The sequence below is a fragment of the Streptomyces sp. NPDC055287 genome (assembly GCF_053646035.1).
In genome coordinates this window covers 83963-110208 of record NZ_JBSHNE010000001.1, presented here as the reverse complement: position 1 = coordinate 110208, position 26246 = coordinate 83963, and the positions used below count along the sequence as shown (strand labels likewise).

20 protein-coding genes are annotated in these 26246 nt (G+C 71.3%); 4 read left to right on the top strand and 16 right to left on the bottom strand.

What is annotated here, in order from left to right; genetic code table 11:
• Nucleotides 1-7 precede the first annotated feature (7 nt).
• From ACWIHY_RS00455 to ACWIHY_RS00435, 5 genes are all read right to left on the bottom strand, one after another.
• Nucleotides 8-1600 (bottom strand): solute symporter family protein, encoded by a 1593-nt coding sequence (locus tag ACWIHY_RS00455; protein WP_454373330.1) that lies wholly within the window; start codon nucleotides 1598-1600, stop codon nucleotides 8-10.
• Entirely contained in the window at nucleotides 1597-2073 is a 477-nt protein-coding gene (locus ACWIHY_RS00450) for a DUF485 domain-containing protein (RefSeq protein WP_454373329.1), read from the bottom strand. The genes ACWIHY_RS00455 and ACWIHY_RS00450 overlap by 4 nt, the downstream gene beginning before the upstream one ends.
• Before the next feature lie 98 nt (nucleotides 2074-2171).
• Nucleotides 2172-2879 carry a response regulator gene (locus ACWIHY_RS00445; protein WP_454373328.1) on the bottom strand — a complete coding sequence of 236 codons (708 nt, stop codon included), beginning with the start codon at nucleotides 2877-2879 and terminating at the stop codon, nucleotides 2172-2174.
• Between the two features lie 55 nt (nucleotides 2880-2934).
• Nucleotides 2935-4134 (bottom strand): sensor histidine kinase, encoded by a 1200-nt coding sequence (locus ACWIHY_RS00440; RefSeq protein WP_454373327.1) that lies wholly within the window; start codon nucleotides 4132-4134, stop codon nucleotides 2935-2937.
• A 104-nt stretch (nucleotides 4135-4238) separates the two neighbouring features.
• Nucleotides 4239-6359: a DNA gyrase/topoisomerase IV subunit B gene (locus ACWIHY_RS00435; RefSeq protein WP_454373326.1), complete on the bottom strand. Its 2121-nt coding sequence runs from the start codon at nucleotides 6357-6359 to the stop codon at nucleotides 4239-4241.
• Between the two features lie 432 nt (nucleotides 6360-6791).
• On the opposite strand from ACWIHY_RS00435, the gene ACWIHY_RS00430 reads away from it, so the two are divergent.
• Complete coding sequence (locus tag ACWIHY_RS00430) at nucleotides 6792-7022, top strand: DUF7455 domain-containing protein (protein ID WP_028814168.1); 231 nt, start codon at nucleotides 6792-6794, stop codon at nucleotides 7020-7022.
• Between the two features lie 109 nt (nucleotides 7023-7131).
• On the opposite strand, the gene ACWIHY_RS00425 is transcribed toward ACWIHY_RS00430, so the two are convergent.
• From ACWIHY_RS00425 to ACWIHY_RS00395, 7 genes are all read right to left on the bottom strand, one after another.
• Nucleotides 7132-7959: a S1 family serine peptidase gene (locus tag ACWIHY_RS00425; protein WP_454373325.1), complete on the bottom strand. Its 828-nt coding sequence runs from the start codon at nucleotides 7957-7959 to the stop codon at nucleotides 7132-7134.
• Between the two features lie 155 nt (nucleotides 7960-8114).
• Nucleotides 8115-9677, bottom strand: a complete 1563-nt coding sequence (locus tag ACWIHY_RS00420) for an RNA polymerase sigma factor (protein WP_454373324.1) — start codon at nucleotides 9675-9677, stop codon at nucleotides 8115-8117.
• Nucleotides 9678-10039: 362 nt separating this feature from the next.
• Nucleotides 10040-10927 carry a FadR/GntR family transcriptional regulator gene (locus ACWIHY_RS00415; RefSeq protein ID WP_454373323.1) on the bottom strand — a complete coding sequence of 296 codons (888 nt, stop codon included), beginning with the start codon at nucleotides 10925-10927 and terminating at the stop codon, nucleotides 10040-10042.
• Between the two features lie 160 nt (nucleotides 10928-11087).
• The gene (locus ACWIHY_RS00410) at nucleotides 11088-12842 is read right to left on the bottom strand and encodes an ATP-binding cassette domain-containing protein (RefSeq protein ID WP_454373322.1); all 1755 of its coding nucleotides are present in this window, start codon (nucleotides 12840-12842) and stop codon (nucleotides 11088-11090) included.
• A 200-nt stretch (nucleotides 12843-13042) separates the two neighbouring features.
• Nucleotides 13043-13807, bottom strand: coding sequence for an NUDIX hydrolase (locus ACWIHY_RS00405; RefSeq protein ID WP_454373838.1), 765 nt, complete (start codon nucleotides 13805-13807; stop codon nucleotides 13043-13045).
• A gap of 99 nt (nucleotides 13808-13906) precedes the next feature.
• Nucleotides 13907-15913 carry a glycogen debranching N-terminal domain-containing protein gene (locus tag ACWIHY_RS00400; RefSeq protein WP_454373321.1) on the bottom strand — a complete coding sequence of 669 codons (2007 nt, stop codon included), beginning with the start codon at nucleotides 15911-15913 and terminating at the stop codon, nucleotides 13907-13909.
• Nucleotides 15914-16021: 108 nt separating this feature from the next.
• Nucleotides 16022-17317: a DUF4192 domain-containing protein gene (locus tag ACWIHY_RS00395; protein ID WP_454373320.1), complete on the bottom strand. Its 1296-nt coding sequence runs from the start codon at nucleotides 17315-17317 to the stop codon at nucleotides 16022-16024.
• Nucleotides 17318-17428: 111 nt separating this feature from the next.
• Between ACWIHY_RS00395 and ACWIHY_RS00390 the strand changes: the two genes are divergently transcribed.
• Nucleotides 17429-19591 carry a RecQ family ATP-dependent DNA helicase gene (locus tag ACWIHY_RS00390; protein ID WP_454373319.1) on the top strand — a complete coding sequence of 721 codons (2163 nt, stop codon included), beginning with the start codon at nucleotides 17429-17431 and terminating at the stop codon, nucleotides 19589-19591.
• A gap of 251 nt (nucleotides 19592-19842) precedes the next feature.
• Entirely contained in the window at nucleotides 19843-20472 is a 630-nt protein-coding gene (locus ACWIHY_RS00385; protein WP_454373318.1) for a hypothetical protein, read from the top strand.
• Nucleotides 20473-20577: 105 nt separating this feature from the next.
• On the opposite strand, the gene ACWIHY_RS00380 is transcribed toward ACWIHY_RS00385, so the two are convergent.
• The 3 genes from ACWIHY_RS00380 to ACWIHY_RS00370 all read right to left on the bottom strand — a co-directional run bounded on the left by ACWIHY_RS00380 (nucleotide 20578) and on the right by ACWIHY_RS00370 (nucleotide 22675).
• Nucleotides 20578-21213: a hypothetical protein gene (locus ACWIHY_RS00380; protein WP_454373317.1), complete on the bottom strand. Its 636-nt coding sequence runs from the start codon at nucleotides 21211-21213 to the stop codon at nucleotides 20578-20580.
• Nucleotides 21214-21273: 60 nt separating this feature from the next.
• Complete coding sequence (locus ACWIHY_RS00375) at nucleotides 21274-21984, bottom strand: ribonuclease HII (protein WP_454373316.1); 711 nt, start codon at nucleotides 21982-21984, stop codon at nucleotides 21274-21276.
• 61 nt (nucleotides 21985-22045) lie between these two features.
• Nucleotides 22046-22675 (bottom strand): TetR/AcrR family transcriptional regulator, encoded by a 630-nt coding sequence (locus tag ACWIHY_RS00370; protein WP_454373315.1) that lies wholly within the window; start codon nucleotides 22673-22675, stop codon nucleotides 22046-22048.
• Nucleotides 22676-22796: 121 nt separating this feature from the next.
• Between ACWIHY_RS00370 and ACWIHY_RS00365 the strand changes: the two genes are divergently transcribed.
• The gene (locus ACWIHY_RS00365; RefSeq protein WP_454373314.1) at nucleotides 22797-24353 is read left to right on the top strand and encodes an MFS transporter; all 1557 of its coding nucleotides are present in this window, start codon (nucleotides 22797-22799) and stop codon (nucleotides 24351-24353) included.
• Between the two features lie 77 nt (nucleotides 24354-24430).
• Here ACWIHY_RS00365 and ACWIHY_RS00360 read toward each other — a convergent pair whose 3' ends face one another.
• Nucleotides 24431-26173, bottom strand: coding sequence for a DUF4153 domain-containing protein (locus ACWIHY_RS00360; protein WP_454373313.1), 1743 nt, complete (start codon nucleotides 26171-26173; stop codon nucleotides 24431-24433).
• Nucleotides 26174-26246 lie beyond the last annotated feature (73 nt).

Genomic DNA, 26246 nt, shown 5'->3' with positions numbered 1-26246 from the left:
GACGGCTTCAGACCGCGCCCGCGCCCGTCAGTGCCCGCACCTCCGTCTCGGCGTGCCGGGCCTCGTCCGGCGGTTCGGGCGACAGCGCCGTACCGGCCCAGCCCGCGACGAAGCCCAGCGGGATCGAGACCAGGCCCGGGTTCTGCAGCGGGAAGAACTGGAAGTCGACGCCCGGGAACAGCGACTCGGGGCTGCCTGAGACGACCGGCGAGAGCAGCACGAGCAGCACCGCCGGGATGAGGCCGCCGTACACCGCCCAGACCGCGCCCCGGGTGGTGAAGTGCCGCCAGAACAGCGAGTAGAGCAGCACGGGCAGGTTGGCGGACGCGGCGACCGCGAAGGCCAGCCCGACGAGGAACGCGACGTTCATGTCGCGGGCGAGCAGGCCGAGCGCGATGGCCACGGCCCCGATCCCGGCCGCCGCGAACCGGGCCACCGCGACCTCGCTGTACTGCTTGGCGTGGCGCCGCCTGAGCGAGGCGTACAGATCGTGGGCGACGGATGCGGAGGACGCCAGGGTGATGCCGGCGACGACCGCGAGGATGGTGGCGAAGGCCACGGCCGCGACGACGGCGAAGAGAACCGTTCCTCCGGTGGAGCCCGCGCCGCCGCCGAGGTCGAGGGCGAGCAGCGGAACCGCTGTGTTGCCCGCCGCGTTGGACGCCCGTACCTCGTCGGTGCCGACCACCGCCGCCGCGCCGAAGCCGAGCACGATCGTCATCAGGTAGAAGCTGCCGATCAGGCCGATCGACCAGACGACGGAACGGCGGGCGGCACGCGCGGTCGGCACGGTGTAGAAGCGGGACAGGATGTGCGGCAGACCCGCCGTGCCGAGGACGAGCGCGAGGCCGAGGCTGATGAAGTCGAAGCGGGCCGTCCAGTCCCCGCCGTACCGCAGACCGGGCGAGAGGAAGTCCTTGCCGTGGCCACTGCGCTCGGCGGCCGTGAGCAACAGCTGGTTGAAGTCGCCGTGGAAGCGCACCAGTACGAGCACGGTGAGCACGACCGTGCCCGCCATGAGCAGTACTGCCTTGACGATCTGGATCCAGGTGGTGGCCCGCATCCCTCCCAGTGATACGTAGATCACCATCAGCGCGCCCACACCGATGACCGTCCAGGAGCGCGCGGCCTCGCTGCTCCCGCCCAGCAGCAGCGCGACCAGGCTGCCCGCCCCCACCATCTGCGCCACCAGGTAGAGAACGGACACCGTGACCGAGGAAGTTCCCGCCGCGATACGGACGGGCCGCTCCCGCATCCGCGCGGCGACGACGTCGGCCAGCGTGAACCGGCCGCAGTTGCGGACGAGTTCGGCGACGAGCAGCAGGACGACGAGCCAGGCGACGAGGAAGCCGACGGAGTACAGCATGCCGTCGTAGCCGAAGAGCGCGATCAGACCCGAGATGCCGAGGAACGACGCGGCGGACATGTAGTCGCCCGCGATGGCGAAACCGTTCTCCATGGGCGAGAACAGCCGTCCCCCCGCGTAGAACTCCTCCGCGGAACCGCGCCGGTTGCGGCTCACCCACGTCGTGATGGCCAGTGTCGCGGCGATGAACGCGCAGAACAGCAGTAGCGCGAGTACCTGGTGGTCGTCGGTCACCGCTTGATCCCCCGGGTCAGTTCCTGGGTGTCCCAGCGGAGATCGAGCGCCGCGCGGTCCCTGCGCAGCCGCGCGTGACGTGCGTACGCCCAGGTCAGCAGGAAGGTGGTGAGGAACTGTCCGAGTCCGGCGACCATCGCCACGTTCACCGCACCCGCGACCGGGCGGGCCATCAGGTCGTGCGCGGTGGTCGCCGCGACGACGTAGACGACGTACCAGGTGAAGAAGGCGAGCGACGCGGGCACGACGAACCGCCGGTAGCGGCCGCGCACTTCCTGGAAGGCGGCGCTGCGCTGCACCTCCAGATAGATCTCGGCGGCACTGTGACCGGGTTCGGGGCCCGCCGGTGCGGGGGGCGCGAGTGGCGCGGGAGCGCCCGTGCCGTCGAGTTCGCCCCAGCCGGAGGCAAGCGCGTCGTACCAGGGATCGTCGTACCGCACTGCTGCGGCCTCTCGCCCTTCCTGCTTCTCCACCGAAACAACTCTCCTTGTCCGCGAACGAATTGTCCGCGTGCCCAAGGATGGACAGAGTGGGAACATCCCGGACTCTTCAATCCCCGCACTTCACCCCATCAGGTGACGGATGTTCCTGGCGGCTGTGCGAGCCCGTGCCGGTAGGCGTACCGCACCGCCTGGGCCCGGTCGCGCACCCCCGCCTTGGCGAAGAGGTTGTTGATGTGCGTCTTCACGGTGGCCGTGCCGATGTGCAGCGTGCGGGCGATCTCGGCGTTGGACAGCCCCTCGGCGACGAGCGCCAGCACCTGCGCCTCGCGTCGGGTGAGACCGTCGGGCGGCTCGGCCGGCGCGCTCGCGACGGGAGCGGTGACCTCCTCGAGGAGGCGCAACTGGACGGCCGGCGCGAGGCCGGCCCGGCCCGACATCACGTCCGCTACGGCGCGTGCGATCTCCTCGCCGTCGGCGTCCTTGGTGAGATAGCCGCGCGCCCCCGCGCGCAGCGCCGCGAAGAGCGACTCGTCGTCGGCGTAGGTCGTGAGGACCACGACCTGCGTCGCCGGATGCGCGGCGCGGATGCGGCGGGTGGCCTCGACGCCGTCGCAGCGCGGCATCCGCAGGTCCATGAGGACGACGTCGGGCGCGTGGGTGGCGACGAGGGCGACCGCTTCGTCGCCGTCCTTCGCCGCGCCGACCACCTCGATGCCGGGCAGCAGGCCGAGGAGCAGCACGATGCCCTCGCGCACCATCGCCTGGTCGTCGGCGACGACGACTCTGGCGGTCGCCTCCGTATTTCCGGCGGCCATGTCAGCCTCCCTGGCGGTCATGCCGGGCTCCCGGCGGCCGTGGCAGCGCCGACGGCCCCACCCGCCCCTTCGGCGGTCATGCCGGGACCCGCAGCCGCACCGAGTACCCCTCGCCGTCCGGTCCCGCCTCCAGGCTGCCGCCCAGAAGCTCGGCCCGTTCCCGCATCCCCAGCAGGCCGTAACCACAGCCGGAGTCCGTGAGCTCGCCGACGGCGCCTGTTGCTCCGGCGGCGCCAGGTGCGTCCGGTGAACCCTCTGCGCCCGAATCCCTTACGTGCAACGTCACTTCGCCCTCCCCGTACCCGAGCAGGATACGAACTGTCGCGCCCGGCGCGTGCTTTCGTACGTTCGTCAGCGCCTCCTGCGCCACTCGCCGCACCGCCTGCGAGGCCTCGGCGGACAGCGGCCGGCGCTCCCCCGACACCTCGACCGTCGCGCCCCCTGAAGGGGCCACCAGTTCCCGCAGGAAGGCCTCGACGGCCACCACCTCACCGCGCAGCGCGGAGAGCGCCTGGCGGGTCTCCGCGAGCCCCTCGCGGGCCATCCCGCGCGCCGCCACGACCCGCTCCAGGATCTGTGCGGGGTCGGCGCCCTGTTCGATCTGGATCCGTGCCGCCTCGAGGTGCACCATCTGCGCGGAGAGGCTGTGCGCCAGTACGTCGTGGATCTCGCGGGCGATGCGGGCCCGCTCGGCGAGGGCCGCGGACTCCGCCTCGGCGGCCCGGGCCACCCGCTCCTGGCCCAGCAGCCGGAAGCCCGCGCCCCGGGCCTGTGCGTCGAGGCGCAGGGCGTAGCCGATGATCACGATGCCGAGCCCCAGGACAGCCGGCTCCGCGCCCCCGTCGTCGTTGACGGCGTGCGCCGCGAGGACGGCCGCGGAGACGGGCAGGGCGGCGGCGAGCGGAAGCCGTGCCATGGCCTGTACGGCGCACATGATCCAGAGGATGGAGGCGGGGGCCCGCGCCCCGGCGGCGTACGAGCCGGCCGCGACCAGGGCCACTACGCCGAGCGTCCCCACCGCCGGCACCAGCCGGTTGCGCCTCGTGAGCCGCTCGTACGCGTGGGCGGCGGCGGCGCACAGCCCGACCCCGGCCACCGGGACGACGACGGCGGCGCCCCGGAAGACCCCCGCGTCGTACGCCGTCCAGAGGACCCAGGTGGTCATCGACGCCCAGACGATGCCGTCGATGACCATGCGCCCCCGTGGCACACCGAGCCGCGACAGGGCCTCCGCCGAAGGCCACGCGGTCCAGCCACCGTTCGCCTGCGATGTCATGGAGCGACCCTACGGACCGGGCTCCCGCAGGGGATCGGCTCGTGGGTGGAGCTGTGCGCTCCACCCACGGGCGGACTCCGTGCAGCCCTCGACGGCGGCCGGACTCAGGCGTCGATGCGCGAGCGGTCCAGGGTGGCGGCGGAGCTGGTGATGAACTCCTTGCGGGGAGCCACCTCGTTGCCCATCAGCAGGTCGAAGACCTGCTCGGAGGATTCGAGGTCACCGATGTTGATGCGGCGCAGAGTGCGGTGACGGGGGTCCATCGTGGTCTCCGCCAGCTGGTCCGCGTCCATCTCACCGAGGCCCTTGTAGCGCTGGATGGAGTCCTTGTAGCGCACGTTCTTGCGCTGGTACTCCAGCAGCGTCTGCCGCAGCTCGTTGTCCGAGTACGTGTAGACGTACTTCTCCTGGCCCTTCTTCGGCTGGATCAGCTCGATGCGGTGCAGCGGCGGTACGGCCGCGAAGACCCGCCCCGCCTCCACCATGGGCCGCATGTAGCGCTGGAAGAGCGTCAGCAGCAGGCAGCGGATGTGCGCACCGTCGACATCGGCGTCCACGAGGAGCACGATCTTGCCGTAGCGGGCGGCGTCGAGGTCGAAGGTCCGTCCCGACCCCGCTCCTATGACCTGGATGATGGCGCCGCACTCGGCGTTCTTGAGCATGTCCGAGACGGACGACTTCTGAACGTTGAGGATCTTGCCCCGGATGGGCAGCAGCGCCTGGAATTCGGAGTTCCGCGCGAGCTTGGCCGTACCGAGCGCGGAGTCTCCCTCGACGATGAAGAGCTCGCTGCGCTCCACGTCGTCGCTGCGGCAGTCGGCGAGCTTCGCCGGCAGCGAGGACGACTCCAGCGCGGTCTTGCGGCGCTGCGCCTCCTTGTGCTGGCGGGCCGCGATGCGCGTCCGCGCGGCGGCGACGACCTTCTCCATGACGGAGCGAGCCTGCTGCTTGGCGTCGCGCTTGGTCGAGGTCAGGAAGGTCTTGAGCTCCTTGGCCACGACATTGCCGACGATCCGCGCGGCAGCCGACGTACCGAGCACTTCCTTCGTCTGGCCCTCGAACTGCGGCTCCGCCAGCCGCACGGTGACGACCGCGGTGAGGCCCTCCATGGCGTCGTCCTTGACGACGTCGTCCTCGGCTACGCGCAGCAGCTTGGCCGACCGCAGCGCCTCATTGACGGTCCTGGTGAGGGACCGCTCGAAGCCCGAGATGTGGGTGCCGCCCTTGGGGGTGGCGATGATGTTGACGAAGGACTTGACGGTGGTGTCGTACCCGGTGCCCCAGCGCAGCGCGATGTCCACGCCCAGCTCTCGTGTGACCTCGGTGGCCGTCATGTGCCCGCGGTCGTCGAGGACCGGCACGGTCTCCTTGAAGGTGCCCTGTCCGCTCAGCCGCAGGACGTCGCAGACGGCCCTGTCCTGGGCGAGGTACTCGCAGAACTCGCTGATGCCGCCGTCGAAGCGGAAGATCTCCTCGGTCTTGCCCTCGCCCTCCATGGCGCGCTCGTCGCGGACGACGATGGTCAGGCCGGGGACGAGGAAGGCCGTCTGGCGGGCGCGCTGGTAGAGCGTCTCCAGGTTGAGCTTGGCGTCCTTGAGGAAGATCTGGTGGTCGGCCCAGTAGCGCACGCGTGTGCCGGTGCGCGTCTTGGGGACCCGCTTGCCCTTGCGCAGGCCGTTCGCCGGGTCGAAGGGCGAGTCGGGCCCCGACTCGGTGAACATGCCGGGGACGCCGCGCCGGAAGCTGATGGCGTGCGTCGCGCTGTTGCGGTCGACCTCGACATCCAGGCGGGCGGAAAGGGCGTTGACGACGGAGGCGCCCACGCCGTGCAGACCACCGGAGGCCGCGTACGAGCCGCCGCCGAACTTGCCGCCGGCGTGCAGCTTGGTCATCACGACCTCGACGCCGGACAGGCCCGTCTTGGGTTCGACGTCGACCGGGATGCCGCGGCCGTTGTCCCTGACCTCCACCGAGCCGTCCTCGTGGAGGACGACCTCGATGTGGTCGCAGTAACCGCCGAGGGCCTCGTCGACGGAATTGTCGATGATTTCCCAGAGGCAGTGCATGAGACCGCGGCTGTCGGTGGACCCGATGTACATACCGGGGCGCTTGCGGACGGCCTCGAGACCCTCGAGTACGAGAAGGTGCCGCGCGGTGTAGTTGGAGCCGTCGCGGTCTGCACCGGTCAGAAGCGCAGTGGACGGCACGGACGTTTCGGCGGTCACGCGGTTCGCTCCTCGCTGAATTTCAAATGTGTCCCGATGGGGTACGGGCCCGGCGTGGGTCGCCGGTCAGAGGGTACCGAGGCCTGGTAGAGCCGATGTAACGCCACCCTAGGGAAAACTCATGCTAGTCCAGAGTCGTATGCACGTTCGATCCCTCGAAGGGGTGACGTGGACATCACGTTCCCTTCGAGGCATGAACCATTTAGGCTCCGGGCACGTCCTCATGAACAACCGGCAAGCCAGCCGGGAGGGCAAATACCCAACAATCGACGCGAAACCGTAGAGCGACGCAATACGGCTCCTTCGCCGCTAACCGGCAGCAGACAGCCACCTCGGAAGAATTTTCAAGGAAAAGCCACGAGCGGGAACGTTTTCGGCCTGGTTGGATGTTGACCCTGGTACGACAGCTCGTCGAGCTAGAGAAGAGGCGACGTGACTACTGTTCTGACCCCCGCGAGCCCCCTGACGGCCGCTGACCGATGCGACCGATGCGGCGCCCAGGCCTACCTGCGCGTTGTCCTGGCCAGCGGCGGCGAACTGCTCTTTTGCGCCCACCACGGACGTAAGTTCGAGCCGGAACTCAAGAAGATCGCCGCTGAAATACAGGACGAGACCGACCGGCTGACCCCCGTGCCGCCGTCCCCGGAAGACGAGGAACGCTGACACGTCCTCGCGATCACGACGAGCCATGGGCCGGTCCTGAACCGGCCGACGGGCGGTCTCCCCGGCTGGTCCGGGGAAGGCCGCCCGTACTCGTACGCTGCAAGCGTAATCAGCTTCTTGCGGCCCAGGTTTCAGGGGCCGCAGAGAGGCGTGAGTACACCCCAGGGCTCTCCGCCTGACCACAGCCACTCCCCCAGGAGACGAGCCCGACCAGCCGGCCGTCGGCCACCAGCGGCCCGCCGCTGTCCCCCTGACAGGCGTCGTGGCCCCCGTTCTCGTCCCCGGCGCACAGCATCGTGTCCGCGCGGTACGTACCGTCGGCATGCCCCGGGTACGCGCGCTCGCAGGCACTGTCGGCCAGCACCTTCACCGGCGCGGCCCGCAGCTCACTGGCGTACGCGCCGCTGCCGCTCGTATCGCCCCACCCGTAGACGATCGCGCTAGTACCAGCGCTGTACGCCCCGTGCCCCGGCCCCGCCGCCGTGATGGTGTGAGCCGCGGGAAGCCGGCTCGACAGCGTCAGGAGCGCGAAGTCTCCGGCGTTGGTCTTGGCGTCGTACGCCGGATTGACCTGGACGTCACTCACTGCGATCTCCCGGCCACCCGCGCCCTTGAGTGCGCTGCGCCCCGTGATGACCCGCAGATCGCGCACCTGCCCGAGCGGTACGCCGAGTACCTCAGAGCTCACACAGTGCGCCGCCGTCAGCACCTTGGCGGGCGCCACCAGCACTCCCCCGCAGAATTGCCCCGCTCGCGTACCCCCGAACCGGTCACGGCTGGACAGGGCCACTACCCAGGGCGCCTGCGAGATCTGTACCGGCCGGCCCCCGATCACCACACCGTCCGGGGCAGCGCCTCCCCATGCCTTTGGCGCCGCGACGGCCATGGCCGTCAGGGCCAGCGCCCCTGTCAGTGATCCGGCGAAAGAGCGACGCATACGGCCTCCTGGCTCGGTGCTGCAATGGCACCACCAGCCTCAGCCGGACGCCTGCGCACCGCACCCGCGAAAGCCCGGGGCCCGGAGCCTCACGTATGAGACTCCGGGCCCCGGGCCCGAGCGGGTGCAGCGGTGACGCGTGCTGCGGTGACGTCCTAGTCGAGGTAGTCGCGCAGGACCTGCGAGCGCGACGGGTGGCGCAGCTTCGACATCGTCTTCGACTCGATCTGGCGGATGCGCTCACGCGTCACGCCGTAGACCTTGCCGATCTCGTCCAGGGTCTTCGGCTGGCCGTCGGTGAGACCGAACCGCATGGAAACGACACCCGCCTCGCGCTCGGAGAGGGTGTCCAGCACCGAGTGCAGCTGCTCCTGGAGGAGGGTGAAGGAGACCGCGTCGGCCGGGACGACCGCCTCGGAGTCCTCGATCAGGTCACCGAACTCGCTGTCGCCGTCCTCGCCGAGCGGGGTGTGCAGCGAGATGGGCTCGCGGCCGTACTTCTGGACCTCGATGACCTTCTCGGGGGTCATGTCGAGTTCCTTGGCCAGTTCCTCCGGGGTGGGCTCGCGGCCCAGGTCCTGGAGCATCTGGCGCTGCACGCGGGCCAGCTTGTTGATGACCTCGACCATGTGCACGGGGATACGGATGGTGCGGGCCTGGTCGGCCATCGCGCGGGTGATCGCCTGACGGATCCACCAGGTGGCGTACGTCGAGAACTTGTAGCCCTTGGTGTAGTCGAACTTCTCGACGGCACGGATCAGGCCCAGGTTGCCCTCCTGGATGAGGTCCAGGAAGAGCATGCCGCGGCCCGTGTAGCGCTTGGCCAGCGAGACCACGAGACGGAGGTTGGCCTCCAGCAGGTGGTTCTTGGCGCGGCGGCCGTCCTCCGCGATGATCTCCAGCTCGCGCTTGAGCTTCGGCGCGAGCTTGTCGCTGTTGGCGAGCTTGTCCTCGGCGAACAGGCCCGCCTCGATGCGCTTGGCGAGCTCGACCTCCTGCTCGGCGTTGAGGAGGGGAACCTTGCCGATCTGCTTGAGGTAGTCCTTGACGGGGTCGGCGGTTGCGCCGGCGACCGCGACCTGCTGTGCGGGCGCGTCGTCCTCGTCCTCGTCGGAGAGAACGAAGCCCTTCTCGCCGCCCTCTTCCTCTTCGTCGCCGCCGGGCTTGGCCGGGGTCTCCTCGCCGGAGTCCTCACCGTCGGCCTCGTCGGCGTCCTTCTTGGCGGTGGTCTTCTTGGCGGCCGACTTCTTGGCCGCGGTCTTCTTCACAGCCGTCTTCTTGGCTGCCGTCTTCTTAGCGGCGGCCTTCTTCACCGACTCCGGGGCGACGACGTCGTCGTCGGCCACGGCGTCCACGGTTTCCGATGCCGGTGCGGCGGTTGCCGCGACCGTCTTGGCGGGGGACGGCTGGGCCGCGGTTGCCGCGACGGACCTGGTGGCGGTGCGCTTGGCCGGGCTCTTCGCTGCGACGCTCTTGCGGGGGCGCTTGGGCGACTCCGCGGCAGTGACCATCAGCGTCACACCCTCTTCCTCGAGGATCTGGTTGAGGCTGCGCAGAACGTTCTTCCACTGGGCCGCCGGAATCTGGTCGGCCAAGAATGCCTGGCGCACGTCATCGCCCGCGATCTGCCCATCAGCCTTTCCCCGCTCGATGAGCGCCATCACAGACTCGGACTCGGCGATCTCCGGCGGGAGCGTACGGGATGTGCTGGCCGACACGAACAACCTCTCGGAACGATGGAAACGGCTTCCGGCCTCGCCCTGAGTACGGGCCACGACCGACGACATCGGCTGGGGATGTACCGACGGCGCAGGTTGAACCTCGGACTGGTTACAGCGCCACTTTCGGCGGCTGTATTCCCTCTTCGGCTGTCACCTCTTAGGTCATCGCACAGTTCCGCGGAGTGTTACGCCCAATCTGCGTGGCCCGAGTCACACCCCGTACGAATTGAGGAGGAACAGAAGGGACATCGGCTCGCAATCAGTTCACAACCGTGTCGCCGGACCCCATGGGATCCGGCGACACGAGGTTCGTCAGCGCAGCCGGGCCGCAAGGCACACACCCTGGCCGTGGTCGGCGGTCAGTGCTCGCGCGGCGCCGGCACCACACGCTCCACTTCCGGGTGAACGGTGAGCAGTTGGCGCATGGCGGTCTCGGCGGCCATGGCGTCGCCCGTGGCGAGCGCGTCGACGGTGCGGGAGTGGTGGACGAGAGCCGCCTCGGTGGGGCGATCACAGCCCGTGACAGGGCCGCCGGACACCTGGAGGGCGGCGGAGACGATGCCGGAGAGGTGCTCGAGCATGCGGTTGCCGGCGAGCTGGATGAGCAGCGAGTGGAACTCGGCGTCGGCGCGGGAGAACGTCAGGGAGTCGCCCTGCGTGAGGGCGTGGCCCATGATCTCGACCATGTCACCGAGGCGCTGCTGGAGGTCCTCGCGTCCGTGGCCGGCCGCGAGGCGGGCAGCGAGCGGCTCGATCATCCACCGCAGTTCACCCAGTTCGCGACGCTGGTCGTCGCGCTGCGGACCGAAGGCCCGCCATTCGATGATGTCGGGGTCCAGGAGGTTCCAGTCACTGACGGGGCGGACCCGGGTGCCGACGTTGGGACGGGCGCTGACCAGGCCCTTCGCCTCGAGGACGCGCAGGGATTCACGTACGACGGTACGGGAGACCTCGAAGCGCTGGCCGATCTCCTCGGGGACGAGCGGACGGTCGGCGCCGAGGTCGCCGGAGACGATCATCTGGCCGAGCTGCTGGACGAGTTGGCCGTGGAGCCCGCGGCCCCGGCTGCCCGCCGAGCGGCGGCCCATCCGGCCGAGGTCCGTGTCGGCCCCGTCCCAGGAGGGCACGCCGACGCGGTCGGCGCCCGGCGCCTCCGCGTAGGGATAGCGGTCGAGTTCACCCGGCCCGGCGAGGCCGGAATCGGCGGGGCGGGAGGCGGTCATCATGGTGTGCGCAAGGGTACTCACGGATCCTTTGTCGGCGGGACTTCCACGACCCTTGAGGTCTTTGGTGAAAAGCACACGAAAGGGTGATCGCCGCTCGCCCTGCAATTGACGACTTATCGGAAAGAAACGGGCGTACTCAGGGGAGTTGTGAGCGGTCACCAGCCTTCACAGCCGGAGCCGGTCACCAAGAGGTCCTGCGGCGAAGGCCAGTGAACAGATATGCGCAAAGCAGGGCACACAGCGACAACGTCAGTGCTGCCCCGACCGGTTGGGCCGCAACTCTCATCGCTGCCACAAGCCACGGATCGATCTCGTACGGCCACTGCAGCCACGCCACCTCGCGCAGCCTGCCCGGCAGTCCGGCCACCGAACGCACGGACGGGGCCACGACCATCCGCTGCGCCAGCGGAGCCACCAGCACGGGTACGGCGAGCACCGCGGCCACTCCGGCGGCCGTGGCGCGGAAGACCCCCGCGCCAAGCAGCCCGGCCCAGGCACAGCCGACGGTCAGGCCGGACCAACTGACCGCCATCGGCACCCATTTGTCGGGTACGCGCAGCAAGTCCTCGCCGTACACCAGCCTCAGGGCCTGCGCGTCGGCCACCGCGACGAGGACGCCCAGCAGCAGCGCGGTGGCGGCCGAGACGGCCAGTTTGGCGAGGAGCAGTCCGAGGCGGCGGGGCACCGTGCCGCGGGCGGCCGCGAGGGCGGGGTACCGGAACTCCTCGCCGAAGGCGATCGCGCCGAGCAGTCCGGCGCCGAACGCGGCGGGCGGCAGGGGCAGAATGTCCGGCCAGGCGGCGAGAAGGGCGGGCAGGGGGGTGCTGCCGACTCGGGCCAGCAGCACGGAGATCGTCACTGAGGCGGCCAGGACTGCGCCGGCCACGAGCAGAGTCGTCCTCGTACCGAGGAGGCGGTGCAGTTCGTAGCGCAGGGGGCGGATCGGGCTGCGGGTCGGCCGCAGGCGCGGCGGCCTCAGAACCGTAACGGGGGCCCGGGCTCCGGTCTCTCCCGCGCCTCCGGAGCCGCCGGGGGCGGCCTGCCGGTCCGGCACGGGGGCCGGGCCGGCGTCGCCGGTCTCGTCGGCGAGCCGGTGAACGAGGATGCCGTGCCGGAACGCGGTCTCGCCGATCTGTGCGCAGTCGCTGCCGTAGACGGAGAGGCGGGTGCCGCCCTCGGTGACGACTTCGACGGAACGCCGGGCGGCGCGCGCCTCGCGGGTGACCAGGGCGCCCAGGCGGGCGGCGTGCGGCGTCCTGACGGCCACGCGGGGGCGCAGCCGGGTCCTGGCGAACTCGGTGGCGTCCTGGTCCGCGACGAGGCGGCCGCCGTCGATGGTGACGACCCGGTCGGCGGTACGGGCGGCCTCCTTGGCATCGCGCGTGGTGTACAGGACCGTGCCGCCCTGAGCCGCGTGGCCGCGCAGCAGCCCGAACAGCCAGCAGTTCTCGCGCGGCGACAGGCCCTTCGCGGGCTCGTCGAGGAGGAGCGTGTGCGGGTCTCCCAACAAGGCGGAAGCGAGACCGAGTCGGCGGTCCATGCCCAGCGAGAGCGTACTGAGGCGCTCGTCGGCGAGGGCGGCCAGGCCGACGAGGTCGAGCATGTCGTTGGCGCGGGAGGCGGGCACGCCGACCGCGGCGCAGAGCATGCGGAGTTGACCTCGGGCGGTACGCGCCGGGTGACCCGGGACGTCACCGAGGAGCGCCCCGACCTCGCGGGCGGGGTGAGCGATGCGGTGCAGCGGGCGGCCGCGGAAGTACGTGACACCGCGGCGCGGTGCGAGGTCGAGCATCAACTTGAGCGCCGTGCTCTTGCCGGACCCGGCGGCACCCAGGAGGGCCGTGACCTGCCCCGGCCGGGCCTCGAAGGTGAGGTCGTCGACGGCGGGCGGGAGTTCCCGGCGGGGGGCGCTGGTGAGTCCGATGGCCTGGAGCATCGCTTCTCTCGCGGAAGGGGGACCGCTCGGCGGCTGGGTGGTACCGCAGCAAGATAACGCGACATATCCGACTTTTTGTGCAATGAAGGGCGTGCGGGTGTCACGGGTCTGCCGCCGAACGGATGCCGGGCCTCCGGGCCGGCGCCTGACAGGCCTCGGTACAGCCGTCGGCGTGGCTTTCCTTCGTCGGAGCCCCGGCGTCAGACCTCGGGGCGGAGCATCGGCGGGTTGAGCAGCGTCGCCCCGCCCGCCCGGAACAGCTGCGCGGGCCTGCCGCCCTGCCGGGTCGTAGTGCCACCGGAGGGGACGAGGAAGCCCGGCGTGCCAGTGACCTTGCGGTGGAAGTTCCGGGGGTCGAGCGCGACGCCCCAGACGGCTTCGTACACGCGGCGCAGCTCGCCGACCGTGAACTCCGGCGGGCAGAAGGCGGTCGCGAGCGACGAGTACTCGATCTTGGAACGGGCGCGCTCCACACCGTCGGCGAGGATCTGCGCATGGTCGAAGGCGAGCGGCGCCGGGGGTTCGTCCTCGCGGCTGTAGTCGCCGTCCTGGCCGAGCAGAGCCTCCACCGGCGCCCAGCGCGCACTGTGCGCGTCGCCGCCCGCCCGCGGCGCGGGCAGGTCCGGCGCCAGCACCAGATAGGCCACGCTCACCACCCGCATCCGGGGATCCCGCTTCGGGTCTCCGTACGTGGCGAGCTGCTCCAGGTGCGCCCCGTTCCCGACCGAAGGTGTGCCGGGCTCGTGCGCGCACAGCCCCGTCTCCTCGGCGAGTTCGCGTGCCGCCGCCGCCCCGAGGTCCTCCTCCCCCCGGACGAAGCCGCCGGGGAGCGCCCAGCGGCCCTGGTACGGCTGCTCGCCACGGCGTACGACCAGTGCGCAGAGCGCGTGACGGCGCACGGTGAGTACGACCAGATCCACGGTGACGGCGAACGGGGGAAAGGCCGATGGGTCGTAGGGCGACATGCCGTGATCATAGTCGTCTGCCTGACGATAAACAGTCCTCTTGGCGTGGAAGCCGCTGTCCGCGCCCACCTCTTCGCGCCATGCGTCGTCGTCCACGCTTCAGCCCCCCAACTGGAGTGCGCCGGCGGCTTCCTCGATCATGCCGAGACCGAGCCTGTTGATCCGTACGGCGAAGGGCTCCCCCGCCACCCGCAGTCCGGAGAACTGCACGGCGCCGAGTGGCGCGCTGCGCACGGGAGCAAGCGCGACCGTGCCCGCCGGGACGTCCGGGCGAATGCCCGCGAGGGTGGTGAGCAGGTGAATCCCGGCAGCGGCGGCCACGGCCGCGGGCCGACAGGCGGCCGGGTGCGGCACGGGAAGACTGTCCGCGGTGCGCTGCTCGCCGGCGTACATCTCCGGCAGCCGGTTGCCGAAAGCGCCCGCCGCGTCGAGGACCCCGCGCAGCAGAGCCGCAGCCTCCCGCTCGTACCCGGCGGCCGCGAGTCCCGCGACGGCGACAGCCGTTTCGTGGACGCGCACCGCACCGCCTCGATGACCGAATGGGTTGTGGCCGGTCTCCTTCGCGCCGAGGCTGCGCAGCCCCCAGCCCGAGTCCATCGCCGGGCCGCCGAGCAGCCTCGCCACCTGCCCGGTCTGCACCCTGTCCAGCAGGCCGGGCCCCTGTCTCCCCGCGCCGAGCAGCCCGGTGTCCAGGAGATGCGCGGCGGCTCCGCCGAGGTGCGGGACGAGCCGCCCGCCGGGCGCACGTGCCGCCGCCGGCCGGCCGCCTGCGCGGTCGTCGATCCAGAAGCTCTCCCGGAACGTACGGCGGAGCATGGCCGCCCACTCGCGCCACCCTTCGGCGCCCGCTCTGCCGCACTCCGCCAGCAGCTCCGCGCCGAGCACGGCCGCACGGTGGGCGTGGGCCTGGGTCTCGCTGCGCCGGGGCCCGTCGGGTCCCCGTTCGGCCAGGCAGCCGTCGTCGTCCGCGGCTCTGCGCAGCCAGAGCAGACAACGTTCGGCCACCGGGAGCAGCTCTTCCAGGTCCTGGTCCGGCAACCCCCACCGCCGCGCCTCCGCGAGGACGACCGGGAAGGCCAGCGTCGCCTCCACGCCCGTGCAACTGGGCGGGAGATGCGGGCCGGCGTCCCTGAGCGGGCCTGGCAGCCGCCCCTGGCCGGGCCCCGCGCCCCTGAGCTGGGTGCGGGCAACGGCCCGCAGGGTGGAGGCGGCGAGCCGGGTGCCGAGCGGCAGCAACATCCGCGCCGCCCAGAGCGCCTCGGCGGGCGCGAGCCCGCAGCGCCAGGGCACCCCCGCCGCGAGGTACAGGTCCGACGGGTTGCGAGGGTCGCGCATCAGCAGCGCCCGCAGATCGTCGAGGCTGGTCCGCAGCAGCTCCCGTACCCGTGGATCGTCTCCCTCCGCCGTCGCCTCGGAAAGCGGCCCCGCCCCGGCCTTCGTCGGCGGCCGGGCACCACGGTCCGTACGGATCCGCAGCTCGATGACGCGGGAGGCGCCCGGCAGCAGCTCGATCTCCCAGCGCAGCAGACCGGCGGAGGCGATCGCGTCCTGTGGAGGGGGGTCGGCGGTGAGCACGGACCGGGCGCCCGCCGCCGACCAGCGCAGGCCCGACGCGTGGACGCTGGCCGGCAGTTCGGGCCCCGGGCGGCCGGCGGATACGGCGCCGAGGTCCGCGAGATCGGTGCCGAGTTCGATCTCCACCCGGAGCCGCAGGACGCGGCGCGCCGAGCTGCGCAGGATGATCCGTTCGGTGCCCTCGGCGTGCCGCAGCCGCTCCACGGCGATCTCGGGGTCCGGTCCTGTGCTGCCCGGCATACGCACCACCCCGACGAACCGGGCCCGGCCGGCCGAGACCAGCCGGCCCTGCACGGCGACCGGTTCGCGCCCGGTGACGCGCAGATAGCAGCGGGAGAGCAGCCGGCGCCCCGACTGGTAGAAGCCCTCCAGGCCGTGGCCGTTCAGCTGCCCGTTCTCGGCGGAGAGCGCGAGGCCCGGGAGGTCCGCACAGATCAGCAGGGCATGGACCGAGGGCAGCTCACCAGGGGGCCGGGCACCTCCCACGAGCGGCCTTCCCGTGGCAGCGGGGGACGGGGCGGTGAGGGTCATGCGGTGCCTCCTCTGCGCTCGTTACAGCCGCACCGGTCGATGGGGCGCGGGGCGTTCGCGGTACCGCCACACGTGTGAACGGCCGCATCGGCACCCTGGTCACGGCTCTCATCGCTCGCTCCTCCCGCGCTGCTCGTCCTGCCGTTGGGCGCGGCCTCGCGCGGCGGCCGCCCCGGACCGCCCTTTGGTGGGTGGTGCGCTCTGCGTGCCGACTGCCTGCGGCCGCACGGAACGAGTGGACGGCCGCGTACGCACGACCCGTGGGCGGGGCCGCCTGCGCTGCGCGCGCTCCTCACGAAGACAGCGCCGCAACGCCTCAGGGTCGACGCCCTCGTTGCACGCCTGGTGAAGCAGCTGCGCGAAGGTGTACTCGGGGTCGGACCGCAGGGCGCGGCCGAGGGCGACCCTGGCCGCCGGCTCGTCGCCGGTCGACCAGGAGACCCACCCCGCGAGCGTGAGCGGCGCGGCGGCATGGGTCTCGTACGCTCCGGCGCACCGCCGGGCGAGCGCCCGCCACAACCTCAGTGCGGGCTCGGCGTCGGGGCCTTCCATCCACTCCGCGGCCCGGTCCCTGGTCTCCCGGTCCTGAAGCCCGAGGATGACCGCGGCGGCCTCGTCGTGGGAGATGAGCACGTCGTCCCCGGCGTCCGCGTCGGACGGGCCGGCCGACGTCGGCCTGTTCTCACCGAGGCGCTTCATGAGTCGGCGCGCCAGCCCGAGCGTCTCGGCCCCGACCTCCTCGCGCTCGGCCCCGCCGAGGATCCGCGGCACCAGCGCGAACGCCGCCGCGTCCATGGCCCGCACCTGCTCCTGGTCGGCCGGTTCCCGCGGCGCGAGCCTCGCCTCCATCTCCCGCAGGGATCCGCGTACGTGGATACCGGCGTAGGCGGCGGCCGCGGCCATCACCGACGTACCGGGCAGGGCCAGTACGTTGCCCTCGGGCGGGCAGCAGCGCTCATCGGGGCAGCAGTAGGACCAGTACCTCCCGTCCGAAATGCACAGTGCTTCGAACACGGGCACGTCGAGCGCGCCGCACGCGGTGCGCAGCCGTTGCGCGAAGGGGCGCAGCCGCTCCATCACCTGCCGGCCCGACTCACCCTCGGCCGGGTCCTGGCAGAGAAAGACGACGATGCCGTCGGGACGGCCGCCCCGGCGCTCGCTGCCGGTCACCAGACACTCGGCGAGCTGGTCGGAGACGAATGGCCATTCCCTCGGCGAGCGGGGGATACCGAGCCTGAGCCGGCCGCCGAACCGGCCCCGGCGGCCGTGCAGCGCCACCATGACCACGCTGTCGGTCGGATGGAAGCCCATGAGGTACGGAAGGGCGTCGGCGAGTTCGGCGGGGCCACGCAGGGTGATCTGGTCGCCGGCGGAGGGGCCTGTGGGTTCGTGGTGCTTGTTCATGGCTCGACGGTCCCGCAGACACCGCACACTCCGCCAACCCTGTGGATAACTTTATCCACAGGCTGGAGGCCGCATTCGCACAATGTCCGAGTCATCAGGTTGCATGGGGGCATGACCAACGCAGAGCTCAGGTCCTCGGCCGATTCCGTACTTGCCCGTCTCGTCGGAGACACCACCGGCGCCGCACGGCTGCGCGAGGACCAATGGCTGGCCATCGAGGCGCTCGTCGCCGACAAGCGCAGAGCGCTGGTCGTCCAGCGGACCGGCTGGGGCAAGTCGGCCGTGTATTTCGTCGCCACCGCGCTGCTCCGCGAGCGCGGCGCGGGCCCCACAGTGATCGTTTCGCCGCTTCTCGCGCTCATGCGCAACCAGGTCGAAGCCGCGGCCCGCGCCGGCATCCGCGCCCGCACCATCAACTCCTCCAACACCGAGGAGTGGGAGACGGTCCAGGCCGAAGTCGCGGCAGGCGAGGTGGATGTGCTGCTGGTGAGCCCGGAGCGGCTCAACAACCCCGACTTCCGCGACGAGGTCCTGCCCAAGCTGTCCGCAGCCACCGGTCTGCTGGTGGTGGACGAGGCCCACTGCATTTCGGACTGGGGCCACGATTTCCGCCCCGACTACCGGCGGCTGCGCACCATGCTCGCCGACCTTCCGCCCGACGTGCCCGTTCTCGCCACCACGGCGACGGCCAACGCGCGGGTCACCGCCGATGTGGCGGAGCAGCTGGGCACGGGGGGCGGCTCCGACGCCCTGGTGCTGCGCGGGCCGCTCAACCGGGACAGCCTCAGCCTCGGTGTGGTGCGCCTCCCCGACGCCGCTCACCGGCTGGCCTGGCTCGCCGACCACCTCGGTGAGCTGCCCGGTTCCGGGATCATCTACACCCTGACGGTGGCCGCCGCAGAGGAGGTCACCGCCTTCCTGCGCCAGCGCGGGCACACGGTCGCCTCGTACACGGGGAAGACCGAGAACGCCGACCGGCAGCAGGCCGAGGAGGATCTGCTCGCCAACCGGGTCAAGGCTCTCGTCGCCACCTCCGCGCTCGGCATGGGCTTCGACAAACCCGACCTGGGCTTCGTCGTCCACCTGGGTTCGCCCTCCTCCCCCATCGCCTACTACCAGCAGGTCGGCCGCGCCGGCCGCGCGGTGGATCACGCGGAGGTGCTGCTGCTGCCCGGCAAGGAGGACGAGGCGATCTGGCAGTACTTCGCCTCGGTCGCTTTCCCGCCCGAGGAGCTGGTCCGGCGGACCCTCGATGTGCTCGCCCGCGCGGGAAAGCCGCTGTCGCTGCCCGCACTCGAGCCGCTGGTGGAGCTGCGCCGCTCCCGCCTGGAGATGATGCTCAAGGTCCTCGACGTGGACGGCGCGGTCAGGCGGGTCAAGGGCGGCTGGACCGCCACAGGACAGCACTGGACCTACGACGCCGAACGGTATGCCTGGGTGGCTCGGCAGCGGGAGGCCGAGCAGCAGGCCATGCGTGACTACGCCACGACGGCCGGCTGCCGCATGGAGTTCCTGCAACGCCAACTGGACGACGAAGGCGCGGCGCCATGTGGCCGCTGCGACAACTGCGCGCAGCCCCGGTTCACCGCCGATCTGTCCCCGGAGGCGTTGGCTACGGCACGCGGCGAACTGGGCCGCGCGGGCGTGGAGGTGGAACCGCGCCGCATGTGGCCGACGGGACTCGGCGCGGTCGGCATCGACCGCAAGGGCCGCATCCCGGCGGCCGAGCAGGCGCTGCCCGGGCGGGCCCTTGGGCGGCTTTCGGACATCGGCTGGGGCAACCGGCTGCGCCCGATGCTGTCGCCGAGCGCTGCGGACGGGCCCGTGCCGGAGGCGGTGGCCCAGGCAGTGGTGGGTGTGCTGGCGGACTGGGCGAAGGGGCCGGGCGGTTGGGCCTCGGGTGATCCGGACGCTCCCGCCCGCCCGGTGGGGGTGGTCACCATGGCCTCGCGCACCAGGCCGGAGTTGATCCACACACTGGGCACAAAGATCGCCGAGATCGGACGGATGCCGCTGCTCGGCACGCTGGAGTACACGGCGGCGGCCCAGGTCACTGCCCCGCAGCGCAGCAACAGCGCGCAGCGCCTCCGTGCGCTGGAGGGCGCCTTCACCGTGCCGCCTCAGCTGGCTTCGGCCTTGGCCGGTGCCGAAGGCCCGGTGCTTGTCGTGGACGACTTCACGGAAACAGGCTGGACGCTGGCGGTCGCGGCACGGCTCCTGCGCCAAGCGGGCGCCCAGGCGGTACTGCCGCTGGTACTCGCCGTGCAGAGCTGACCCGCATGATCGACGGGGTGGGCGCGCAGACGTGACGGGAGGCATCGCGCGCGGCCGGACTGGGCAGGGATATCCACGCCATACCCGCAGATTTCAGTCGGCCGCGCCAATTGCTCGTTGCCGCACACCCCGCGGGGCAGTGAGAATTGGACCGCTCCCCGCAACGGCCCGCCTGCGGACCGGAAGGGCTGTGCCGCGGTGCGCCCAACCAACCCTGCCCGCATTGTGGGCGCGTATGCGAAGGGAGGACCGTGACCTTCGGATTCGCTCCGTCCACCGGCTCGTTGCACCCGGCTTCGGCCGACGCCGTCAGCCGTCTGGGCCGCACACTCGAACCGTCCGAGTGGGCAGCGGCCGGTATACCGCTGCTGCGCAATCCGCGTGAAGTCGTCAGCGGACTGCACGCCCGGCATCACCCCGAACCGGCCACGGCAGTCGTCGCCGTCCTCGACTCCGAGGAACGGCTCACCGCCAGCGCGTCGTTCGCCCGGCGCTCCGTCCCGGCCGACGGCTGGGAGTTGCGCAACGCCCTGCTCGCGCACCTGCGCCGCGTCATCCCGCACGACCTGCGCCGCCGCACGCCCGTACGGACCGCCGTGCTGCTCTACTGCCGCGAAGGCGACGAGCGCTGGACCGAGGAGGACGGGGCCTGGATGTGGGGCCTGCGGGACGCCTGCACCTTGCACGGGCTGCGCTGCGGCGCGTACATCACGCTGACGCACAGCGGCTGGCAGGTGCTGGGCGAAGGCCGTGGCGGCCGCCGCCCGAGCACCGGATCACGCCCGTTCGGCCTGGCGGAAGCCGCGGCCGAGGCCGAGCCGCCCCCGCCACGCACCGGCGGCGGAGCGGCGGACGCGCTGCGGCGGGCGGCGGCCCGCTGAAGCGGCCCGCCGGCCTGCGCGCCCCCGCCGTACTTCACGTGCCTCGCGCCCCGCACGGAGCGCGAGGAGCCCACGGAACGTACGGCGCGTACGACGACGTACGGCTCAGACGCCCGCGCCGAGTGCGGAGTTGACCCGCTGCGGGTCACCGCACACGATCAGCAGCACGCCCGCACGGGACTTCGCGAGCGGCAGCACGCGGTTCACCGCGTCGTCACCCCCGCCGGCTTCGCCGTTGACCGCCACGACGACCACGGGCCGGGCGGCAGCCCGCTCCGCGACGGCGGCGTCCGCGTAGAAGACGTCGTCACGGGCCTCGTGCTGGGCCCAGTACGAGGCTTCGCCGAAGGAGAGCTCGTGAGCGGCCCACGGGTGCTGCTCACCAGTGGTGAGCACCAGGATGTCGCCGGGCGCGCGGCCCGAGTCGAGCAGTGCGTCGACCGCCTCGTCGGCGGCGTCGAGCGCGCCGCCCACCGGGGCGGGGATCAGCTGGATCTGCGGCGCGGAACGATTCTCCTGGCGCGGGGACGGGGACCGGCCACCGGGCGTGTGCGACCGCTGCGCGGCGGGCGCGGGCCTGACCGGGGCGGGGCCGGGTACGGGACGTCCGGGACGCGGCGTGGCCGCGGTGCGCGGACCGGGTACGGGACGGGGGGTCGACGCGGGACGGCCGGTGGCCGGAGTGACGCGGGGACCCTGGGCGCTCTCGTGAATCTGAGGCTCCTCGGGGGAGAGAGGCATGAGTGGATTTCTATCAAATGCCACCGCTGAACGCAGCAGTGGGTGGGTACATGCGTGCGATCAGAAATCGAAGCCGAGTTGGCCCCCGCTTTCCAGAGCTGCGGCCTCCGCCGAGATCCGGGTCTTCTTGAGGTGCGCCCACTGGGGCAGCGCGTCGAGATAGATCCACGAAAGCCGGTGGTACGGGGAGGGGCCCCGCTCCGCAAGCGCCGCCTTGTGCACGGGCGAGGGATAGCCCGCGTTGGCCGAGAAAGCATAGGCGGCCAACTCCTCGGACTCCTTCTCCAGTTCGGCCATCATCGCGTCCCGCCGCACTTTGGCGATCACCGAGGCGGCCGCGACCGCGATGCACGACTGGTCGCCCTTGATGACCGTACGGACCTTCCAGGGCTGCCCGAGATAGTCGTGCTTCCCGTCCAGGATCACCGCGTCCGGTCTGACCGGCAGCGCCTCGAGGGCGCGCACAGCGGCGAGCCGCAGCGCGGCGGTCATGCCGAGCTCGTCGATCTCCTCGGGCGAGGAGTGCCCGAGGGCATGCGAGGTGACCCACCCCTCCAGGACCGCGGCCAGCTCGGTACGGCGCTTCGGGCTGATCAGTTTGGAGTCGGTGAGACCCTCGGGCGGGCGGCGCAGACCGGTGACGGCCGCGCAAACGGTGACGGGTCCGGCCCACGCTCCGCGCCCGACTTCGTCGACACCGGCGATGATCTTGGCACCGGTGGTGGCGCGCAGTGAGCGCTCGACGGTGTGGGTGGGTGGTTCGTACGGCATGGCGCCTGCCAGGTTACGCCGCCGCAGGCCGTCGGCGACACCCCGGGGCCGCCCCCCGCGTTCAGCCGGCCACCGGGCGCAGCAGGGGCACCATGATCCGGTCGATCATTTCGGTGATCTCCTCGTCCGACCATTCGCTGCCGCACACCTTCGAGCGGTACATCATCAGGCCCGGGATCACGTCGAAGACCAGATCGCTGGTGGCATCGGGGCGGACGTCACCCCGCTCGATTCCGCGGCCTACGACCTCACGGAAGAGCCGAGTCGAGGGCTCGATCACCTGCCGCAGGATCACTCCATGGAACCTCCCGGCCACCTCACTGTCGCATTCGTAAAGAACCGAGCGCAGGGCGAAGCCGGGCTTGGAATACATGGCTGCGCGTATCTGCCGACAGAGCTGATAAAGATCTTCGCGGATGCTGCCCCGGTCCGGCGCCTCGTCGAGATCCGGCAGGCCGGCCCGCAGGGCGTCCGCGACGAGGTCCTCCTTGGAGGGCCAGCGCCGGTAGACCGCGGCCTTCCCGGTCTGCGCGCCGGCCGCGACGCCCTCCATGGTGAGCGCGTTCCAGCCGACCGTACTCAACTGTTCCAGTGCGGATTCGAGGATCGCCCGCTCCAGCACCGGTCCGCGGCGGCGCAGCGAGACCGGCTGCACCTTGGCAGCGGCGGCGGTCCAGCGCGAAGTAGCCATCTTTTTCTCTCCGTTGAGGACAAGGGCTCCAGTGAACGCTTGCGTTCACTGAGGGGGAATCCCTACCGTTGACACGACAGTGAACGCATCCGTTCACTAACTCACTTCTGGGGGACTCATTGTGACCACCTCTCAGCTAGCGACACCACACAAACCAGGCGCGGCCCGTCGACAGGGGCGTCCCGGGATCGCCCTCGCCGTCATCGCGGCCCTCCAGCTCATGGTGGTCCTCGACACCACGATTGTGAATATCGCGCTCCCGCACATCCAGACCGCTCTCTCCTTCAGCACCACCGACCTGTCCTGGGTGGTCAACGCCTACACCCTGACCTTCGGGGGCCTGTTGCTGCTCGGCGGGCGGGCCGGCGACATCCTCGGCCGCAGGCGCGTGTTCGTCTTCGGTGTCCTGCTCTTCACCTTCGCCTCCCTGCTGTGCGGAATCGCGCAGGAGCCGTGGCAGATACTCGCGGCGCGGGCGCTTCAGGGCGTGGGCGGCGCCATCGCCTCACCCACCGCGCTCGCGCTCATCACCACGACGTTCCGCGAAGGCCCCGAGCGCAACCGGGCGTTCGGAATCTTCGCGGCCGTCTCGGCCAGCGGCGCCGCGATCGGCCTCCTGGCGGGCGGCATGCTCACCGAGTGGCTCGACTGGCGCTGGGTGTTCTACGTCAACCTGCCGATCGGCATCCTCATCGCCGTCCTCTCCCCGGTGTTCATCAACGAATCGGAGCGGCACGCCGGCCGCTTCGACCTCACGGGCGCGCTCACCTCGACCGTGGGCATGGCGGCCCTGGTGTACGGGTTCATCCGCGCCGCCGACGACGGATGGCGGGACGGCCTCACCCTCGGCTCGTTCGGCTTGGCCCTCGTCCTGCTGATCGCGTTCGTTTTCAACGAGCGGCGGGCACCGGACCCCATCACGCCCCTGCGGATGTTCGCCGACCGCAACCGCTCGGGTACGTACGCGATCATGATGAGCCTCGCTGCGGCGATGTTCGGCATGTTCTTCTTCATCGTCCTGTTCGTGCAGAACGTGCTTGGGTACAGCCCGATCTCCGCCGGTCTGGCATTCCTGCCCGTGACCGTGATGATCGTGACCGCGGCCGGTCTCTCCTCGAAGCTGCTCCCGGTGCTCGGTCCCAAGCCGTTCCTGATCGCGGGTGCGGTGTTCACGGGAGCGGGCATGGCATGGCTGACCGCGATCGATCCGGCGACTTCGTACCTGGGCGGCGTGCTCGGTCCGATGCTGCTCTTCGGTTTCGGCATGGGTCTGGTCTTCGTCACGGCGACACTGACGGCGGTCTCCGGTGTGGCGCAGCACGAGTCGGGGGCGGCCTCCAGTCTGCTCAACGCCACCCAGATGGTCGGCGGTTCCCTGGGACTGTCGATTCTCATGACGGTCTTCGGCACCGCCGGCCGCGACGAGGCCGCGCGGCAACTGCCCTCGTTCCTCAAGGAGGCGACACCGGCCCAGCAGGAAGCTTTCGCCAAGTCCCACGAGCTTCCGGCTCCGTGGGGGCACCATGTCCTCGCCGAGGGCATATCGACGTCCTTCTGGGCGGGCGTCGGCCTGGTCGCACTCGCCGCGGTCGTCGCGCTGTTCGTCATCCGGGTACGCAAGAGCGACCTGGAGGCACTGAGCGGGGCGGCCGGCGCCGCGGGGCCCGGGGCGGCCTGAGGAATCCCTGCCCGGAAAGGCCAGGGGCGGAGCCGCTGTCCGGCTCCGCCCCTGGTCATTGACCTGATCCAGCCCGCTCAGTACTCGTCGTACAGCCCGCGCTCGTCGCCGTACGTGCCGAGCCTGCGGCACTCGGCCTCGTCGACGTCGAGGGGCCGCTCGTCGAGGATCTCGCGCGCCCTGGCCACGCCGAGACTCGTCGCGTACCAGGGCTGGTTCCCCTCATCCAGCCGCTCCGCGATGCCCACCAGCGCGCAGGAACGCTGTGGCTCCGGCAACGTGTCCAGGGCCGGCACGGCGTCGGCCGACAGGTCCTGGAAGTAGTGCACGTCGAGCTTGTCAGTGGTGCGGTAGCGCGTCACGTTCTGCTCCGCGACCAGCCCGTCCGGCGAGACCAGTCCGAAGGCCAGCACAGCTGCCGCCGCGCTCGCGGCTACCGCGCGCGGCAGCCAGCGGGCCCCCAGGATGCCGGCGGCCATGATCAGGACGATCACCAGGCCCAGCCACAGTTCGACCGCCGCCACCGAGATGCGCAGCCGGGTCAGGCCGTACGCGTCGACGTACAGGTCCATGCGGCGCAGCGCGGACGCGACGACGACCAGTGTGAGAACGCACAACGTGCCGAGCACCGAGCGGACCAGGGTGCGGTCACGGTCTCCGCCGCGCGGGGCCCAGCGCAGAGCGAGGGCGATCACCAAGAGGATCAGCAAGGTGGCCCAGAGCAGCTGCCAGAAGCCCTGACGCGCGTACTGGGCGTACGTCAGTCCGGTCTCGCTGAGCACCTTGTCGTAGCCGCCGAACAGGACGGCGAGCTGGACCGCGATGAAGGCGGCGAAGAGGAGATTGAGCACGACCAGTGGCAGCGCCCATTCCGCTCGGCCGCGCGCACGCCCCGGACGTATCTCGAGACGGTCCCAGCGCATCGGCGCGGCGGCGGTGCGGGCAGCGGCGAGGGCACCGACAAGACCGAGCGCGAAGAGGAACGTGCGCCAGGGGCCGTCCGCCACGGACACGTCGGGCGTGAGGCCGCCGAGCAGATCGGCGAAGGCGGCGTCCGCGGAGGCGAAGAGCGCGCCGAAGACGATCAGCAGTACGACGGCGACCAAGCTCGTACGCACCATGGGCGCCCAGCGGCCGCGGGACACTTCCGCCCGCTCGCGCAGACCGCGCCAGGCCCAGGCCGTACCGGAGCCGAGTGAGCCGAAGACGCCCAGGGATCCGACGAGGACGCCGGCCCAGGTGCGGTTGCCGTGCAGGGCGAGCGAGCCGAGGGCCAGCGCGGAGATGCCCGCGAGGAATGTCGGCCAGCCCGCGTCGCGCAGCGCCGGAACGGCCAGCAGCACCAGGCCTCCGACCGCCCAGACGAGGGTCCAGGGGCGCAGGCGGCGGCCTGCGGCCTGGGCGGCGAAATACGCGGCGAGCGCGGCCGGGATCGCTACGACCAGCAGATTCAGGCCCAGCCCCTCGCCGAGGAGCAGGGCGCTCAGCAGGGCGGTTGCCAGGGCCGCCACGAACGTGGCGGGGCGGATCCTGGCCGGCGGTTCGGGCCGTACGTCGGTGAGCCACTTCGGCGGGCCGGGCGGTGTACGCGGCCCGGCGTGTGGCGGCGGCCAGGGCTGGTGGCGCTGGGGCTGCGTCGCCCTGCTGTGCTGCTCCCGGTACGAAATCTGCGCGATCGGCGGCTTCGGAACTGTGTCCTGGGGCGCAGGGCCTGGACCGGTGCCCGCGGCGGACTGCACGGGCGGTGCGGAAGAGCCGGATGGCGTGGATGGAGTAGATGGTGTGGATGGAGTAGATGGTGTGGATGGCGTGTCGGACACGGGACCCCCTCCCGACCGGGCGAGGAGGCGGCAGGGTGCCGCGGCCGGAGCCCGGTGTCTTTCGTCGGCGCAC